Consider the following 16,083-nt stretch of genomic DNA (forward strand, 5'->3'; position numbering starts at 1 on the left):
CCTTGCAGCAAAAAATCATTGGTCAAACCACCGTGCCCCTGACCCGCGATCATCTGGGGGAATCGAATTTAGGAGATTTGGTTGCCGATGCCATGTTGGAGAAAACCCAAGCCGATGGGGCTGAAATTGCCCTGATCAACAGTGGGGGACTGCGGAATGATTTGACAATTGGGCCAATTACTCTAGGCCAACTGTTGGAAGTTCTCCCCTTTGGCAACACCATTGTCCGGGTGGATCTAACCGGTGAGCAGATTTGGACAGCGCTGGAAAATGGTCTGAGTCGAATTGAAGAAGGCGCAGGTCGGTTTCCGCAGGTGAGTGGCCTCCGCATTGTCTGGAACCCTACAGCTGCCCCTGGGTCTCGGGTTGTCAGTGTCCAAGTACGACATCGGGATAGCAGTCTAGCCCCCCTCCGTCCCACCCAGATTTATCGAGTCGTCACTAACAACTTTATGGCAACGGGGGGAGATGGCTACCACGTGGTGTCTCAAGGACAAAATATCCTCGACACTGGCTTGCTACTAGTTGATGTGGTCACTGAATACATCGTGGCGCAATCGCCCCTGAAGATCCAGACAGAACAGCGGATTCTCAATCCGAGGAGCCCCTGATCAAGAGGCTTTACCCAGGCTCTCGGCATCTCCGTAAACACCTGTAGACATTTTGTAGTCTGTGTTTGACACCTTAGGAAAAGCGTTGACCAGTCGAAAAATTGACACATTGGATACAATTTAACCTTTTGTTCAGGTTAGAATAACGCCGTGTCGTTAGATAAGCAAAAATAACTATTACAGTCTAATGTCAAATCGATCCTCTGAATCCTCCCTTTCCCAGACTGCTGTTTATCAGCCTCAGCCCTTGGTACCTGAGTCGTCAACCGCCAGCAATCAGACACGGCTGGTGGAGGTGATGAAGTCTGTCTATCAAGCCAATCACCAAGCTGAGTTTTTGCATCTCCACGCTGAAACCGATCAATTGCTGGAACAACTCCAAAGCCTCAAACAGAAACGTTTGACCGCATCTTCTCCCTCAGCAATTACCTCCCACAGCCATTAATTCCCAGCGATCAGCAGCAAGGCTAGATTCCTGAGCAGAAGATCTCTCTGACAAGTTGGTCAGCACTACGGTCATTTCCAAAGATGCTTGGGATAGTCACAGCTAAGGTGAATTTCAAGCTCTCAAGATTCACCCTAGCGAATTGGGATCAATTCATAGCAGTTGCTGATATTTCTCTTGGGCTAATTGGTAGAGGGGTCGCCACACCAAGCGATTCGTCATTACCACCAGCAGAGACATGATTGCCGTCGCTGCCAACAGAAGCGGAAAGTTGCCCGTTGCAGTGGCTTGGGAAATCATCGCTCCTAACCCTGGGGTGGTAATTGTCTGCCCTCGGAACTCGACGTATTCGCTGACAATGCTAGCGTTCCAAGCACCACCCACTGCAGTGATCATGCCCGTAATCAAATAGGGAAAGATCCCTGGCAAAATCAGGGTCTGCCAGCGCTGCCAACGGGAGAGCTTATAGACCATGGCAGCCTCAAATAACTCCGCTGGAATGGATTGTGCCCCAGCAATGACATTAAAAACGGATGTACCACATGGTTCCCAGCATCATCAGGGCAATGGAACCAATCTGTAAGCCCCCCCCCGAATTGAATCAGCCCCAGTAGCAGTACGGGAAACAATGCCGTTGCCGGTACCGAGGCTGCAATTTGCACTAGGGGTTGCAAGATTTGAGCCAGTCGCGGGTTACGGCCAATGGTTACCCCCACGGGTACCGTCCACAACAGCGATAATACAAGGGCTGCAATTACCCGCAAGGCGGTGAATGCAGCCCCACCCAATACCTCCCCCCATTCCTTCGGAGCTACCAGCCGCAGCATCAGGACAGCTTCCCAGGTTCCCCACAACACTATCACGGCAACCCCACTGGTAAACAACCATCCCAACCATTGCAGCCAGAGCCGTTGCTGTTTCACGGGAGTAGTTGCCGTCGTAATTGTAAAAGCACGATTAACCCGCTGATCCAGTCCTTCCCGCAGGGGTCGCCAGAGGCGATCGCCCAAGGTTCGCAGCGTCGGCGATCGCCGGAGAAAATCTAGAATTGCCGAATGGGGACTGCTTTGGGCCTCCACCGATTCATACTTAAACTTCTCGGCCCAGGCAATCAACGGTCGCCACACCAAGAGATCGAGGAGTACGATCACCGTGATCAACACTCCTAATCCCCAGCCGATCGCCCCAAAGTCACCCCGACTAGCGGCCGCAGCTAAGAATGATCCCAGACCAGGCATGCGAAAGTTTTTGTCCCCGAGACTAAAGGACTCGATCGCCATCAGAAAAAACCACCCCCCGCTACCGACATCACACTATTCCACACCAAGCCAATCACCCCAGCGGGTAACTCCAAGGTCCAGAAGCGTTGCCAGCCATTCAGACGATAGATTTTGGCAGCTTCCTGAAGTTCGCGGGGAATGCTGGTCAGGGATTGATAAAAACTAAAGGTCATGTTCCAAGTCATGCCGGTAAAAATCAGCAAAATCGCTGCAATCTCTACCCCAATACGCTGTCCAGGGAACAGGGCAATCAGCGCCAGCACTACCCCTGGGAGAAAGGACAAGACTGGAATCGATTGCAAAATATCCAGCAGCGGTAAGAGCACCAAGGCTGCGACTTTGGAACGGTAGGCAGCGTAGGCATAGATCAGGGTAAATCCCAAGGACAAGCCATAGGCCACCAGCATTCGTACCAGGGTTTGAGCCGTATATCCCGGCAACACGCTGAGATCGGTGGAAATTTTCAGGTTGGTGTCATAGCTGCCCTGGAACTGATCGGCGATTTTGACAATTGCCAGAATCAAGGCCAAAATCGCCAGCAGCAGCAGTCCATCTTGCCAGGTCCAGCTAACCCGTCCTGGCGCTTGGTTAGCAGGGGTAAGGGGTCGAGTCATGGGGAAAAGAAGGAGAAGAGTAAAAATCGCTAGGGGTTGGTTACAACCAGTTCGGGAGTTGTTGCAGCTTCAAGGAAAATTTCACCGGACGGTTCATCATAGCTGTAGAGCTCGGCATATCGCCCCCAGTCAATGGCGGTGTTAAATTGCCGCTGGGCTTCCTTGGCCGTGAAATGGGGTTCTAGGATATCCAGAATTAATTCTTCCGGCAGACGTTGATCCCGCTTGGCCTGGAGGAGACGATAAATTTGCTGTACCAGTCGAATATGGGCAAGGAGTTGGGTACGGACAATGTGTTTGCGCTCGTCAATGCCACTGCTGATAAATTGCTGGCCCACCGAGCTAAGACTGATATCACCTTCCCGCACGGCCACTAAGTCCAGAAATTGGGCGGCTTCCACAATCGGCAGCATGTCATCCACTTCCATCAAGAACTCCTGGGCTAGCCGGTAGAGATCGCCTTGGCGGTCTTCTAGGAGTTCCAAGAAACCCGCAATGGAGCCAATGCGTACCGATGGCAGGGACTGATATTTGGTAGGTTCCGGGCTTGGTTCATGGGGGGTCGAAACCGGAGCAGGGGGTTCAATTTCCTGAAGATCAGGATGGGTGAGAATTTTATAAACCTGATCCACCAATGCCTGAAAAGCCGGACTCTTACGATCGCGGTAATGGGGTAAGGTCACGGGCAGATCGGCGCGAATCCGGCCGGGATTCCGCCCCAGCACCACGATGCGATCTGCTAGAATCACCGCTTCCTCAATCCCGTGGGTAACAATTAAAATCGACCGGGTGGGAATCCGCCGTTCTAGCCACAGATCCAAAAGCTCAAACCGGAGGTTCTCAGCGGTCAGCACATCCAGGGCTGAAAAGGGTTCATCCATACACAGCAGCTCAGGTTCCACGGCCAGGGCGCGGGCAAAGCCCACCCGCTGGCGCATGCCCCCAGACAGTTCCTTGGGATAGGCATTTTCAAAGCCATCCAGACCGATGACATCGATCATCTTCAAGGCTTTTTGCCGCCGCGGCGCTGCCGGTTCTCCCTTGGCTTTGAGGCCCAACTCTACGTTTTCTAGGACGGTTAACCAAGGGTAAAGTGCAAAGCTTTGAAAGACAATTGCCACCCCTGGATTTAAGCCCACCAAGGGGCGATCGTGGTAGAGCACCTGGCCAGAGGTGGGGGGAATTAAGCCTGCAATCATCCGCATCAGGGTGGACTTGCCGGAACCCGATGGCCCCAAGAGGGCCACAATTTCCCCAGGGCGCAGCATCAAGTGAATCGGTTCCAGGATAATGACTTCTTGACCATTGGGTTGTCGATAGGACTTTGTCACCCCTTGCAAGGTAATCAAAGGATCGGTTAGTGATTGGGTGACCATTGTGCAAGCTCCTGTTGCTGCCCCTCTACTATTACCACTTCCTTTGTAAGAATCAGCAGTCAATCAACTGGGACGGGCAACATCAGGCGGGTCAAAATCCGACCATCTTCAATTTTGTAAAAGTTGAGTTCTCCTCCCATCTGCTTCAGCAGGGCTTGACAGATCATCAGATGTAAACCCGGCGGATGATCGAGGGTCGATGGTGCCAGCAAGTCAGCAGATCGTCCGGACATGAGGTCAGCAATCAGCCGGGGTTCGATGGTGCCATTGTCTGTGATCGAGAGTTCGAGCCAGGTGGGTTCCGGCAATCGGGGCCAGATGTCAATCCGCCCTTTGGGGAGGGAGCGGCGGCAAGCAGCGGCCAATACTTCGTAGAGCACCAGCTCAATCTTGATCCCGTCTCCCTGAATGCGGAGATTCCCCATCTCCCGGGGGTGATTCTTCTGGTAAGTTGTGCACCTGGGACCAGAGTTGCCGCTGCTGAATCAGGTGATCCACCCGTTCTAAGGAGCGCTTCAGTAACGAAGTCAGTAGCACCGTGTCTGTCTGCGTCTGGAGTCGCCACTGTTCTTTTTGAACCATTGGGGCGATCGCACTCAGAGTATCGTTGAGCTGCCGCAGACCATCTTGGTGTCGGCGATTCGGGGGAGTCGAGGAGCCTGGTGGACTTGGGGGGAGCGTGGTGCTGCCAGTGGGGGAGGGTGCCAGATCTCCTAACTTCCTTACCCCTGCCCCGATGGAGCGGTAAAATTCTTCCCAGCGGCAGAGTTTGTACCAATTCAGGCGTTCCAGGTATTCGCGCTGGGTATTGAGCAGATAGGTGAGTTGCAGGTGGCGTCGTGACCAGGCAAACTGACTCGTCAAGGTTCCGAGGGCATTTAAGCAACGCTCCGACCACCGGCGATCGGGCTGGTCGGCCACCAAAATTACCCCGGTGGGTTCAAATTCCGGGGAGGTTCGGAGCGCCAGGGTGAGAACCTGGCCGATGCCAGTGGCTTTCAGCCATTGGCACGTTTCGACGGCAATCTCATCAATGGTCAAGGCCAGCAATCCATCGGTGGCCAGGGTTCGCTGGATCAGGGCATCACTGTGCACGGGCACGGTGGCGTTGAGGGTGAGGCCGAAAGCTGGACTGGTGCTGAACGCGGCGGTAATCTGGCCAACGGGACGACCGGGTGACCAGCTAATCAGCGCCGCCAGCGGTGCTTCCATGACGACTTGGGCAATCATCTGTACCGCAGACTTTTCCAGTTGATCGACTTGTTGGAGTTGCTGGAAGGTTGTGAGTCCCCACTGGATGGTCTGGGCAATTTCCTGTTGCTGCTTGTTCTGACGTTGCTGATGCCAGTGAGTCAGGATCACACCCAACTGTTGCCCCACGGTGCAGACAATCTCCTGTTCGGCCTGGGTCCAGGTGCGGGGGCTTTCCGTCCCGACTAGCAGTAGCCCCTCCAGGGGACGCTTGCTGGTGGTGCTACACACCTGCAGCGATCTCATCCCCACCTCCAGGAATCGTTCCCGCCAAGCCAGTAACTTTAGGTCCTCCGTCCAGTTCTCAATGCAGGTAGCCGTCGTGGTGCGCTCGAGCATTTGCCAGTCGAGTTCCCCCAGAGCTTGGAGGGGTTCGGGCAGCGGACGACGGTTCGGGGGGGTGACTCTGGTAGCGAACGGTGAATTTGCCCTGATCGGCGTCCCATAGCAGGAGTAGCACCCGATCCACCTGGAGTCGATGACAGAGTTCTTCCGCACAGTTCTTGAGGGTGGCTTGCCAATCCTGATCACAGGCGATCGCCCGAGCCACGACGGTTACCAGGCTTTGATCGGCTCGTGTTTGCTTCAGGGTTAGCTCCATTTCCTCCAGGGGTGCCGTCAGACCCACGAGGTGCGAGGTGGCTCGAATCAACTTCTTCTCAGATTCCAACCAGATGCGCGAAGGATGGCTTTCAACCCAGAGGAACCCTTTTAACTCGTTCTGGTAGAGAATCGGCGCTGCCACTAGAGCCTGGGCCTGGGTATATTGCAGCAGGCGATGGGTGGTATCAGCCTTGAGCACCGTTTGCGCTTCCCCAATCACCACCATCTGATCCCCTACCAAGGCCTGATAGAAGCCTGCCAAATCCTGAACGGCGATTTCGGCTGGCCCCTCCCTCCGCCCCGCCTTGGCGGGTTGCATCCCCCGCCGCCAAAAGAGGCGGCGTTGCTGGTCAAACCAGTAGATGTAGGTACGAGAAGGGGCAATAAATCGATGGGTTTCAGCTAGAATCGCGTCCAATCGTTGGTTGAGGTTAGGGAGCGATCGCAGCTTGGTGAGCAGCATCAGCAGCGACTCCTCGGGTTGCTTCACCTGTTGTTGCTGTTGAGCCAGTTCCAGTTGCTCTAGCAAGGCTCCCATTTCCCCCAGGGCAACGAGAATCCGCAACTTTTCTTCGTTGCGGGGGGAAAACCCCCAACGGTGGGTTCCCAACATCACCACCCCCCAACATCGCCCCCGCTGACGAATGGGGTAAATAGCCGTTCCCTGGATGTTGAACCGCTGGGCTGCCTTGCGCCACTCCCCAGCTCGGGCTTCTTCTCGCAAATCTGGAATCCGGAGGGAGGACTGCTGCATCACCACCTGTTCCAAGACATCTCCAGGATTGAGGGTGAACTTTTGCCGAACAAAATTAGCATCAACTGTAGGGGTGATGCCGGCAATGCCCACCAGTTGATGTTCAGCCTGCTTATAGAGGCCAATCCAAATGAGATTAAATTCAAACTCCACTTGTAAATAGCCCAGCAATCCCTCCACTAAACTCTGGATGGTTTTGCTTTCCCGGAGGGTTTGGAGAACCTGCCCCAAGGCCATGAGTTGTTTTTCGTAGATGGCTGGCTCTTTGGCCTGATTCATAGTCCCCATCCTGACTCAGGGCAATTCCTGGCGATTGCTGTAGTCTTTAAGATAACCTGATTCCCAGGCGAACTCTGCCTGTTGACTGGCATGGAGGTTGGTTGTTGTTACGAAGGGGTGATACTCGCAAGTTGGATATCTATCAAGATCTGGTGCGGCAGCTATTGTTTACTGGCACCGATCCGGAGTGGGCCCATCAACAGTCCTTAGGAATTTTACAGTGGCTCGATCGCAGGGGTACCCAGCCACCTGCCAGTTGGCTGAAGCAGCAACTACAACACTCCTGCGGTTTAGCCGATGTCCGGCTGCAGCAATCGCTGTGGAACCTGGAATTTCCCAATCCCATTGGGCTGGCCGCAGGTTTTGATAAAGATGGGGTGGCAGCAGGCATGTGGTCAAGTCTGGGCTTTGGCTTTGCCGAATTGGGAACCGTCACCTACCATGCCCAACCCGGTAATCCTCGACCGCGTTTGTTTCGTCTCCCTCAAGACCAGGCCGTGCTCAATCGTATGGGGTTCAATAACCAGGGGGCTGCCCGTCTGGCCGCACGGCTGCAACAACGCCAACAGGAAGGGGGGATGGGGCTGCCCATCGGGATCAATCTTGGTAAATCCAAGATCACGGCCTTGAGCGATGCCGTTGGGGACTACGTCGCTAGCTTTCACCAACTTCTGCCCTGGGGGGACTATTTTGTGGTCAATGTCAGTTCTCCCAATACTCCAGGGCTGAGATCGCTTCAGGATGCCGAGCAACTGGCTCCGATTTTATCTGCCCTCCAAAGCGAAAATCAGGCAAACAAGCCCCTCTTGGTGAAAATCGCCCCCGATCTAGAAGAGGAGGCGATCGCCCAAGTGGTCGCCTTAGCCCAGCAGTACCAGTTGGCGGGGATTATTGCCACGAACACCACCATCCGCCGGGAGGGACTCCTTACCTCAACCCTAGGGACAACGGGCAAGCCCGTGACTGAGGAAGCAGGGGGTATCAGTGGTGCTCCCTTACGACGGCGTTCTACGGAGGTGATTCGGCTGATCTGGCAGCAGACCCAGGGGCAGTTACCCATTATTGGGGTCGGCGGCGTGTTCACCGCCAAGGACGCCTGGGAGAAAATCACCGCTGGAGCCAGTTTGGTTCAGGTTTACACCGGCTGGATCTACGAAGGGCCTTGGATGGTAAAGCGCATCCTTGCTGGACTACTCGACTATCTACAACAACATAACCTGCCCTCTCTGAGCAGTGCCATTGGCTGGGGACACCGTTTTCCAGGGAACCGTTAGGCAGCCGTTGATATGGCCGTCGTCCCATGGAGGTAGTGTCGCGTCATCGCATTTTGCTTGGAGGCAGTTTCAGGAGGTACCTACGGATTATGATAGCAATCAATTGCACACGTAGGGTTTGCTATCGGTCAAAATATCGTTGAAAACGCGGATCTAGATAATGCTTTTTGCGAGAGTTACAGCCACGACAAAGCGTTTGGAAGTTGCTAATATCGTTCGTTCCACCCTTTGCTAACGGGATAATATGATCGATCGTTAGCTCAGCTTCTTTTGCAGAACAACCACAGCTTTTACATTGATAGCAATCTCGCTCCCACACATATTTTCGCACTTCTGGAGGAATCTGAATTCGCGGTGATTGAGCCATGAGATTGATGCTGTAAGGGGATGACTAAGCTTCAACGAGTTCGACCACTTCAATAGCCTCAGACTCGATCGCCGCTTCAACCAAATCAACAGATTGGCTAGCTTCACCAGGCACGATCACCAAATCGTTGTCGCCAATGGTGGGTAATTTTTTGCGATCGAGTTGCATCATTTCCAGACAGGCATTCATGTCAGAAATAGCCTGGTTATAGGTGGCGATCTTCTGTTCAATTTCGGCTTGTTTACGCTGGTTGCTGCGGATTTTCTCCTCCGCTTCTTTGTCCAGGATTTGTGCCAAATAAGCGCGGGCTTGATCATACTGTTGCAGAATCACATCAGCTTGATCAACAGCAGTTTCCAGGAGATGGACATTGAGGGTTTGGTTGATGGTTTGGCGGAAGGTACGCATGACCGTTTCTTTGACCTTTTGTTCAAAGTCCAGCTTCAAGAGTTGGCGGATAGCAGGTTCTGCTTCCATCATGTTTTTGTAGTCATAACCCCGGCAGGCTTGTTGCATTGTTTGGCGCAGCTGCCATATCGAGGGAGTCGCCTCAGTGTAAAACTCAGGGCGTTCTCGCACGTAGCGATCGCACTCGGTTCGGGCTTCATTGACGAGGGCATCGGAGACTTGTTTCTGGAGGTGAGTCAGGCTGGTTTCAATGCCACCATCGTTTCCCAGCAGACGATAGAGGTTGCGATAGTAGTCTTGCTGCCGAACGCAATGCACCAAACTCTGGAAAAAGCTGAGGACAACTTCTTGAGACGCATCCACTAAGACTTCCTCCAGTCCATCCGCTAGGTAATAAAAGGCTTCTGCCAGAATCCCCAGCAAGGGCACCACTGAGTGACGCCTATGGCTGGCTTGGGCGCGTTTATGGACTTCACCGACCGAGAAAGCCAGCAGCAATTCGTCTAAGCGTTTAATCATCCGGGCTTGCAGCTTTAGGAAGCTAGTTTCCAGAGCACTGTTGCTGTCGCTGGCAACGGCATTGTTGACGGTTTGTTCAATATCTTGGCGGAAGAGATCCCCCACCTGCTTGAGCTCTTTGCTCAACTGGCGTAGCTCTTGCTCCTTGATGGCGGTGATATCCTGTGGCTGGCTGCTCAAGTGCTGCCAGGTTTCTGTGTAGGATTTCTTCAGGCTAATACACAAGGGCTGAAGATCATCAGCCAGGTTTGCTAACAGCAGCGGTCGCTTTTCCTCCATCAGATAGCGGGTGATGGCAGTGCGGAACTCTTCTATGCCACTGTCCTTAATCAATTGCTCGATCAGTGGCAGCCCTTCTTCACCGAGAATCCGCGCATAGTTTTCGTTCGGTGACTCGTAGCTTTTGACATCGATCCGGAAGCGATCGGCGGGCAATTTACCGGAGTTGGCACAGTAGCGGTTAAATTCGCTGACAAATTGCGGCGTTTCTTCTCGTCCTTCGCCACTTTTAAGGTTCGGCGCAAACAGTGTGTCCAAGCCAAACCGATTCGTGCGATCGGTAGCTTTAATTTGACTGCCAAAAAAACCCAGCAACCCGCTGGTTTTATACACGCGACTAGAATCGCGAAATTGCTCCTGGATCAAGCGTTCTAGGCGTTGGCGCAATTGGGTGTTGTACCAAGTTTCATCGACGCGGTTAAAGACATAGAAGACGCGATCGCGAATGCCAGGATTCGATCGGGATTTCTCCAGTAGCTCTGTTTCTTCAGTCGTCATATCTCCGGCTGAGGCAGGCTTGAGAACGCAAACCACAGCAGAGGTATCGGGATGTTCGATTTTGGCGTAAGTGAGTTCCGCATCTTTTTTGACAGGTGCATCAATTCCCGGCGTGTCAATGAGGATGTTGCCATCGCTGAGCAAATCATGATGGCAGTAGTATTCCACCCGCTTTAGCACAGCGCTATTCGCACCCCGCCGAGCATAGCTGGCGGCTTCCTGAAGGTTGCGGAAATGAAACCGCTCCATAGAAAAGGTGTTGTTGTTAACTGTGTGGATATGTTCTCGGTTAGCTACAAAGCCCGTCAGTAGGAGGCTCAAGGCGCTGGCCTGTTTGGCCCGATCGGACTTGCTCTCACCCCCTTCCTGTTCAATAATCTTTTGGCACGCCTGACCCAACATATCAATAATTTCTGGATGGTTGATATTGTCTCGGGCAGGCAGTTCCAGACGCTGACAAAGTAGGAGCACCTGCTCCCGGATTTCAGCTTCACTGAGAAAGGTGAGAACGACTCGCTCTTGATCCACCTCTGCATAGGCGATCTGACACTCCGTTCCCGTGGCGTGTCCTTCAGCGCTGTAGAGCAACTCTCGCTCTAGCAGAGCGTTGATCAGCATTGACTTTCCAGCGCTGAAGGCTCCAGCAAAGACAATTTCAAATGTGGGGGAGATCGCCTTCCGTAAGGAATTCCCAATCGCGGTTGTGTCTTGCGATCGCAGTAACGGCTCCTGCTGTTGAAGTTGCAAGAGGTTATTCACCTGCTCTTGTAAGTTTTGACACTGCGGGAAGACGTGTGACATAGAACGGCTCATCCTCAATAGCAATAGCTGGAGAGTACAACAGGCAGTGGGGAGCCTCCATTTTAGGCTTCCCATTTGAGAATTAACATGCTCACCAGATTCATTTTCGTGAACATCTCTAGGGGAATCGCTGCCAGTATTTAGAAGCGTCCAGATTTTTGTCATTCCCCCTTTTCTCAACAGTTCTACTTTTAGGTCAGTCAATCCAAGGATGTCTGACACAACTCATAATAAAACGTTACAATAATCGCATGCAACGCCTAAAATGTCTTTTAAGATACTATTTGGATTGATGCCATTACACCCTGCGGTGTGCTTTTCAAGGGTGCGATCGCAATTTATGCTACCTGGCAACTGCTAACCTAAGGTGAAGTGCGCTGACAAGATTTAGGATTGCTGCGGTGTCATGAACAATTCTGCTGAATCGAAACCGGTCAGTCCCTGGAGCTATAAACCTTGGTGGTGTCAGCCTTGGTCTATTGTGCTCACCGGGGTGACCCTGATTGGTGGTAGTTGGTTACTATTACACATCGGGTGGCTGACTGCCTTAATAGCCGTTCCTGTCTTAACTTGGATGGGATTCTTTGTCTTAGTTTGGCCACGCTTAATGGCGCAAATTGATATAGATGCATGAGGGCTGATGATGAAACCGCAACACCCCCACGCTATGCTGCCCCAATTAACCCACGACGAGCGGGCACGTCAAACCTTTATCAGCTCTCTTCAGGCCTATATTGGACAGCATCTATCACCGGGACTGCATCAGGTTTATGAGGAGCGGGTTAAACCTGAATTTGAGCAACAGCACCAGCGTCCCCCGCAGCAGCGGCACGAGATTCGCCGCGCCATGCAGGAAGAATCCACCTATCAATGGTGGAGTGCCCTGCGACGCACTACTCAGGAGCTGATGTGGGACGCTCTCCTCACCAGTGCTGACTTCCAACTGGATGACTTAGCAGCCCGATACCACCAGGTTGTAGCAGCAGCTCCCGCACCTGCAATGGGATCATTAACAATTCCCCCCGACTTTACGGTTCCCGCTTATCAAAAAGCCGTTGACATTCACTGTATGCCAGGGAGTTACCATAGCGAAGCCAGCACTGATGACGTTACCGCAGGGGCACTCTACGACCGGGGAGTTTATCTTTATACCCAAGGGCGATTGGGGACACTGAATGATGCCCTGGGTCAGGTACTGATCCACAACTATCTGCAACCCAGGCATCCAGCGCTCAACCCCAGTCGGATTTTGGAGCTGGGCTGTTCAGTGGGACATAGCCTCTTACCCTATGTCGATACTTATCCCGCAGCAGAAATTCACGGCATTGATGTCGCCGCCCCGATGTTACGCTACGGACACGCTCGGGCAGTTGCCCTGGGTAAGCCTGTCCATTTTTCCCAACAGCAGGCCGAACAGACCACCTTTGCAGAGCAATCCTTTGACCTGATTGTCTCCCATATTTTTCTTCACGAAATTCCCAGCTTCGCAGTGCACCGTTGTTTTAAAGAGTGCTATCGGCTACTCACCCCCGGTGGGCTGATGGTTCACTTGGAAGCCCCCTTTTACCAAGATATAGATCTCTTTCGAGCTTTTCTCTTGGACTGGGAAACCGCCAATAATAACGAGCCTTTCTGGAGTGAGGTTCGGGATCTTGATCTGTCGGCGATCGCCACAACCGCTGGCTTCACCCCTGAGTCTCAGGAGCGCACGGTTGTTTCTGCCCAGATTCCCGCCCAGGGATTACCCATGCCGCAATTGCAAGGACAAGGCATGGGTGGTCGCGGGACTTGGCATATTTTCGCTGCCCGCAAGTGAGGAGTGGGGAGCATTTTATGCCATCGCCTAAGGCCAAGGGAAAACGTCCCATCTATTTGAATACGGAACAGACGGATCAATTACTGTCGGTGATCCTGGCTCTGATGGGAGAAGTGTCCGTGGTGCGAGAGCGCTTGGATACATTGGAGCGTTTGCTGGAAGCAAAGGGGGTGCTCTCTCGATCTGAGCTAGAAAACTATGTTCCAGATGGGTTGGCAGAGCAGGAGCGTGCCCTCTGGCGCACTGAGTATTTGGCACGAATGTTGCGGGTTTTGCGGAATGACTAATCCTGGAAATAATGGGGAGATTTTAAGAGATTTCAAGTGATTTTATCGGTGGCAATGATGTGGACATCGATATGTTTCAGTAATTTTAGAAGTTGTTGTGTTAGCGATCCGCGTAATAATATTTTCCAACGCGATCGCTGACTTTCACCGATCACAATTTGAGTCACATGGTACTGTTGAGCAATTTCTGCGATCGCTCTCGCTTTATTCTGGTCTGAAACTCGTATGAACTGACCATTAAACTCCTTCAGTAATCGTTCACACGTTTCAACGTGAAGACTTTCTTCCTTGGTTAAGAAGCGATCGGGGTCGTCTACAAATAAGCCGTGGAGAGGAGCACGCATGTATCCGGCAATACGAGCACCCCGTCGAATGAGTTGAAGTGAGTTAGGATAAGTCGATACACACACTAATACACGCTCGTGAATATTACAGTAGGGGGCAGAAGAATTTGAATGATTAGATAGTGCTTCTAACGCACCTTCTTCTACGTTATCTGCCACCTCACGGAGTGCTAATTCCCGCAGTGCAATGAGATTCCGACGTTGAAAGAAGTTTTGCAGGGACTGATCTACTTTTTCTGGGGCGTAAATTTTGCCGTCCCTTAAACGTTCCTCTAATGTTTCTGGAGTAACGTCTACCACGACTACTTGATCGGCTTCCTCTAACAGGCGATCGGGAATTCGCTCTCGTACCATGACACCTGTAATTCTTGCTACCAAGTCATTCAAGCTCTCTAAGTGCTGAATATTCACGGTGGAATAGACATCGATCCCGGCTTCTAAAACTTTTTCTACATCCTGATATCGCTTTTCCCGTTCGGAGCCAGGGACATTGGTATGTGCTAATTCATCGATTAAGGCAAGCTGCGGTTGACGGGCAATGACGGCATCGGTGTCCATTTCTGTCAATGTCACCCCTGCACAAGTGATATCTTTGCGAGGGACGATCTCTAATCCAACTGCTTTTTGGGCTGTTTCTTGACGATTGTGGGTTTCTAGCAGTCCAATCACCACATCGGTTCCTTCCTCCTTAAGTCGATGCCCTTCCTCCAGCATCTTGTAAGTTTTGCCCACACCTGGAGACATGCCAATGAATATTTTATGCTTCCCACGCCGGACAGACCGAATATAAGAGGTATTGGGTGATGGGTTCGCTGGTGGAGGGAACATAGGAGTTTCAGGAAATGCCCATAAACTGCCAAAACAAAGATTCAGATCAAATGGCTTTTTGCTTGCTAGCAACAATCCTTTACATTAAAGTATCAGATCTATTTACCCTTGCAGAAACAATTTTCTGACGTGAGCAATCTTATTGCTCTTGCCCTTTCCAGTTGCCCCTACGCAAGTCTTACATCCCATATCCCAACCGAGCTTACTAGAATCCCTTGACCGAGATTAATGAGATTCAAGCCCCACCGTATCAGCGCAATGCTCGTGACTGTACCGTTCACGCAGTGTCTCCAACGGAGAGTCGCATTACTGAAAATGTCGATCAAACTTTTCACGTTGGATGAAATGCCGTTATATAGCGCAAAGCCACCACCACCCGCAACCAGAACCGCCAGTCCCGGTGCAAAGATGCTGAGAAAAAACGAGAAATGCCACATCCGACACCAGTTCCGCTCCAGATTTGACCAGCACGACTGCACTTCTGATCTCGATAGTTGAGGGTTTGAGGAGGCAGTTCCGAGTTCTGTTCGTGAAGCGTTGCGTAGCAAAGGCGAATATTCAAGCTCGGAAGGTGAAATTTGGCGATCGCACCCCAAAATTCCAGGTTCACAGCTCGGAACTCCACGATCGCAGGTTGACTGGTGAGGGTTGGAGGGCGATCGCTCTCTAATTCCTACTGAGTCTCCAGCATCAAGGCACGAAAGCCTGCTTGAACAAAGTGACGATCGCCTGTAATAGCATCAGTCAAATTTTGCTGTTGCATGACCACGAAAGAAATACAGTCAGTCAAGCCCCAAGTTTTATCAGGTCGGGCTTGGTAGAGAGCGAGGGCTTGCATGAGGAGTTCGGTATCGACACTAACAATTTTAATATTGTCGGTACCATAGCACTGTTGGATGAATTGAACAGCCCCATCGCGGTTGAATGCGCTTAGAGGATGTTTTAAAAGTTTTTTTGGGTCAGATTTTATGCTAACTGCCTCACCATGATTCGTATCATGGCCAGGTAAATAAATGTCTCCGAAGTTTCTGGCCATAACTCATAGTCTCGAACCAATCGACGGTACCCCATGAGCCAGCCAAATGTTCGTTCAACAACCCACCGTTTTTTTCAGCAATACGAACCCTTTGGTTTGCTCTGGTCGCAGCACAACCTCCACAATCCACCGACAAACATCCATCACCCACATCAGGAATGGATTACCGTCAAAACCGCCATCGGCCCAAATCGTATGCAGTCGCGATACCCCTTGACCCATCTGTTTCACCTGTTGGAGTACCTGTTTAGCCCCCTCTCGTTCGGGTACACTCGCGGCAGTCACCAAGACCCGCAACAGCAATCCCAGGGTATCGACCGTCATAAACCGTTTTCGACCTTTAATTTGTTTGCCCGCATCGTAGCCCACCGATTGGCTCACTCCAGCGGCACTTTTGACACTTTGACTGTCGA

General features: G+C 52.1%; 15 protein-coding genes and 2 pseudogenes. 6 read left to right on the forward strand and 11 right to left on the reverse strand.

The annotated features are described in order from the left end of the window. Positions 1–611: bifunctional metallophosphatase/5'-nucleotidase (locus tag DO97_RS18000; RefSeq protein ID WP_036536141.1), on the forward strand; the 611-nt coding region annotated here is incomplete at its 5' end. Positions 612–798: 187 nt separating this feature from the next. Next, entirely contained in the window at positions 799–1,056 is a 258-nt protein-coding gene (locus DO97_RS18005; protein ID WP_036536143.1) for a hypothetical protein, read from the forward strand. Positions 1,057–1,209: 153 nt separating this feature from the next. Here DO97_RS18005 and DO97_RS31455 read toward each other — a convergent pair. The 5 genes and pseudogenes from DO97_RS31455 to DO97_RS23395 form a co-directional block, all read right to left on the reverse strand. Beyond that, positions 1,210–2,950, reverse strand: a pseudogene (locus DO97_RS31455) (ABC transporter permease). 29 nt (positions 2,951–2,979) lie between these two features. Beyond that, a complete protein-coding gene (locus DO97_RS18015) occupies positions 2,980–4,326 on the reverse strand; it encodes an ABC transporter ATP-binding protein (protein WP_036536145.1) in 1,347 nt (448 codons plus the stop codon). 59 nt (positions 4,327–4,385) lie between these two features. Beyond that, a complete protein-coding gene (locus tag DO97_RS23385; RefSeq protein ID WP_052128928.1) occupies positions 4,386–4,751 on the reverse strand; it encodes an ATP-binding protein in 366 nt (121 codons plus the stop codon). After that, positions 4,711–5,916: a hypothetical protein gene (locus tag DO97_RS23390; RefSeq protein ID WP_052128929.1), complete on the reverse strand. Its 1,206-nt coding sequence runs from the start codon at positions 5,914–5,916 to the stop codon at positions 4,711–4,713. The genes DO97_RS23385 and DO97_RS23390 overlap by 41 nt, the downstream gene beginning before the upstream one ends. Beyond that, a complete protein-coding gene (locus tag DO97_RS23395) occupies positions 5,882–7,213 on the reverse strand; it encodes a GAF domain-containing protein (protein WP_052128930.1) in 1,332 nt (443 codons plus the stop codon). Before DO97_RS23395 ends, DO97_RS23390 begins: the two co-directional genes overlap by 35 nt. A gap of 131 nt (positions 7,214–7,344) precedes the next feature. Here DO97_RS23395 and DO97_RS18025 point away from each other — a divergent pair, with 131 nt between their 5' ends. Next, the gene (locus tag DO97_RS18025; protein ID WP_036536148.1) at positions 7,345–8,487 is read left to right on the forward strand and encodes a quinone-dependent dihydroorotate dehydrogenase; all 1,143 of its coding nucleotides are present in this window, start codon (positions 7,345–7,347) and stop codon (positions 8,485–8,487) included. Between the two features lie 121 nt (positions 8,488–8,608). Here DO97_RS18025 and DO97_RS30385 read toward each other — a convergent pair whose 3' ends face one another. Beyond that, complete coding sequence (locus DO97_RS30385) at positions 8,609–8,854, reverse strand: HNH endonuclease (RefSeq protein WP_036536150.1); 246 nt, start codon at positions 8,852–8,854, stop codon at positions 8,609–8,611. A 24-nt stretch (positions 8,855–8,878) separates the two neighbouring features. Beyond that, entirely contained in the window at positions 8,879–11,359 is a 2,481-nt protein-coding gene (locus DO97_RS18035; RefSeq protein ID WP_036536152.1) for a dynamin family protein, read from the reverse strand. Between the two features lie 406 nt (positions 11,360–11,765). Between DO97_RS18035 and DO97_RS18040 the strand changes: the two genes are divergently transcribed. Genes DO97_RS18040 through DO97_RS18050 form a run of 3 tightly spaced genes read left to right on the forward strand, consistent with a single transcriptional unit; the run spans position 11,766 to position 13,462 of the window. After that, complete coding sequence (locus DO97_RS18040; protein ID WP_036536154.1) at positions 11,766–11,993, forward strand: DUF6737 family protein; 228 nt, start codon at positions 11,766–11,768, stop codon at positions 11,991–11,993. Positions 11,994–11,999: 6 nt separating this feature from the next. Beyond that, positions 12,000–13,175, forward strand: a complete 1,176-nt coding sequence (locus tag DO97_RS18045) for a class I SAM-dependent methyltransferase (protein ID WP_156120651.1) — start codon at positions 12,000–12,002, stop codon at positions 13,173–13,175. A gap of 17 nt (positions 13,176–13,192) precedes the next feature. Then, complete coding sequence (locus DO97_RS18050) at positions 13,193–13,462, forward strand: hypothetical protein (protein ID WP_036536157.1); 270 nt, start codon at positions 13,193–13,195, stop codon at positions 13,460–13,462. Between the two features lie 32 nt (positions 13,463–13,494). Here DO97_RS18050 and DO97_RS18055 read toward each other — a convergent pair whose 3' ends face one another. From DO97_RS18055 to DO97_RS18070, 4 genes and pseudogenes are all read right to left on the reverse strand, one after another. Next, positions 13,495–14,634 (reverse strand): sensor protein KdpD, encoded by a 1,140-nt coding sequence (locus DO97_RS18055; RefSeq protein ID WP_036536159.1) that lies wholly within the window; start codon positions 14,632–14,634, stop codon positions 13,495–13,497. A gap of 331 nt (positions 14,635–14,965) precedes the next feature. Then, a complete protein-coding gene (locus DO97_RS24130) occupies positions 14,966–15,244 on the reverse strand; it encodes a hypothetical protein (RefSeq protein WP_036536162.1) in 279 nt (92 codons plus the stop codon). A gap of 63 nt (positions 15,245–15,307) precedes the next feature. Then, a complete protein-coding gene (locus DO97_RS18065) occupies positions 15,308–15,670 on the reverse strand; it encodes a type II toxin-antitoxin system VapC family toxin (RefSeq protein WP_036536164.1) in 363 nt (120 codons plus the stop codon). Next, a pseudogene (locus DO97_RS18070) lies at positions 15,601–16,083 on the reverse strand (IS5 family transposase); the annotation flags it as partial. The gene DO97_RS18065 and the pseudogene DO97_RS18070, both read right to left, overlap by 70 nt.

The organism is Neosynechococcus sphagnicola sy1 (assembly GCF_000775285.1).
In the GTDB taxonomy this organism is placed as follows: Bacteria; Cyanobacteriota; Cyanobacteriia; order Neosynechococcales; family Neosynechococcaceae; genus Neosynechococcus; species Neosynechococcus sphagnicola.